We start from the raw sequence: 1512 nt of genomic DNA, 5'->3' as shown, positions 1-1512 counted from the left end.
TCCTCATCTTTTTGTGCTTAAACACCAAGGATACGGGCAGTTTCAAAAAGATGGGGATAAAAATGTCTTAAGGATAAGCCGCATTATCTTAATTTAAGGATAAACAGGCTATACAGATATGCGCAAATCGATCGATGGGCTCTGTGCCATCATCGAAGACCAGCTTAAGATGGATCCGGCATCCAGTGCGCTCTTCCTGTTCTGTGGAAGAAGACGGGACAGGATCAAAGCCCTGTTCCGTGAACCGGATGGCTTTGTTCTGATCTATAAACGGCTGTCTGTCCGGGGCGGCTATCAATGGCCAAGGAAGCAGTCGGAAGTCCGGAATCTTTCCTGGAGGGAGTTCGACTGGCTGATGTCAGGAATTGATATCGACCAGCCAAAAGCACTTAAAACAGAGTAAAAAAGTATCTGGATCCCGGCAAAAATCCTGCACAGAAAAATGTCTGATTTCCTTATAAATTCAGCGTTTTTCAGCCCTTGTTTTCCTTTAGGAATGGAGGTATTTCTGGTATAATAAAGATATCAAATCCAAGGAGAGAACGATGGCTTCCAGTGCAAAAGACATCCAGCTGCGAGAGCTGAAGGACACTATAACACAGCTGAAGACAATGATTTCTGAGCAGACGGAACTGATCAGATCTCTCCGTCTTGTTATTGACGAAAAAACCAGCCACGAAAAAGCCCTTCAGGAACAGGTGGACTATCTTACCAAAAAGCTTTTTGGTTCCTCCAGCGAAAGAAGGAGCGATGACATTCCGGGACAGCAGCGCCTTTTTGATGAAGCGGAGGTGGAACAGGATCCTTCCCTGCTGGAAGAAGAGACCATGGTCCGAGAGCATACCCGCAAGAAGAAAGCAACCCATGAGGATCTTTTTAAAGGCTTGAAGGTTGAAAAAGTAGTCATCCCTCTTCCGGAAGAAGATCAGGTCTGCCCGGTCTGCGGTACGCAGATGGTTCTGATCGGCGAAGAGTATGTCCGCCGTGAGCTGGAATTCATTCCGGCCACATGCAAAGTGATCGAATACTACAGCCAGAGTTATGGATGTCCGTGCTGTAAGGAAGGATTGGGAGACACGGAAAAACCTGTGATCGTAAAGTCTCAGGTTCAGAAGGCTCTGGTAGGAAAAGGCCCGGCGACCGCATCTGCCGTTGCATGGACAATGTATCAAAAGTATGCCAATGGGCTCCCTCTTTATCGCCAGGAGAAAGACTGGAAACAGTATGGCGCCCAGATCAGCAGGACGACACTTGCCAGATGGATTATCTATTGCTCCAGGAATTACTTTCAGCCAATGTATGACTATTTCCACCGGGAACTGCTGAAGCGCAGCTTCGCAATGGCAGATGAGACCAGAGTCCAGGTATTGAAGGAAGAAGATCGCCGGGCACAGACGCAATCCTTCATGTGGCTGTTCCGCAGCGGCGAAGACGGTGAGTAATCCGGGGTGAAATACATCACCTGTCCGGACTTTGGAAATCATTGTTCCGTTTTTGTGGAAATCACGATTC

Annotated in this window: 2 protein-coding genes; both read left to right on the top strand. The window is 47.8% G+C overall.

Features of this window, described 5'->3' with window-relative positions; translation table 11 throughout:
* Positions 1 to 118 precede the first annotated feature (118 nt).
* On the top strand, positions 119 to 403 hold the full coding sequence (gene tnpB / locus NFS31_RS26705) for an IS66 family insertion sequence element accessory protein TnpB (protein ID WP_251502105.1): 285 nt from the start codon (positions 119 to 121) through the stop codon (positions 401 to 403).
* 142 nt (positions 404 to 545) lie between these two features.
* A complete protein-coding gene (locus NFS31_RS26700; RefSeq protein WP_251502103.1) occupies positions 546 to 1442 on the top strand; it encodes an IS66 family transposase in 897 nt (298 codons plus the stop codon).
* Positions 1443 to 1512: the final 70 nt, after the last annotated feature.

Origin of the sequence: Otoolea muris (genome assembly GCF_943193115.1) — a bacterium.
Taxonomy (GTDB): domain Bacteria; phylum Bacillota; class Clostridia; order Lachnospirales; family Lachnospiraceae; genus Otoolea; species Otoolea muris.
Note: the sequence above shows the minus strand (reverse complement) of the source record. Positions and strands in the feature narration are given on the sequence as shown.

Bases quoted from the DNA above. Each gene is read 5' to 3' on its own strand.
- NFS31_RS26700 (WP_251502103.1), top strand. From the start codon at position 546: ATGGCTTCCAGTGCAAAAGACATCCAGCTGCGAGAGCTGAAGGACACT.
- tnpB (WP_251502105.1), top strand. From the start codon at position 119: ATGCGCAAATCGATCGATGGGCTCTGTGCCATCATCGAAGACCAGCTT.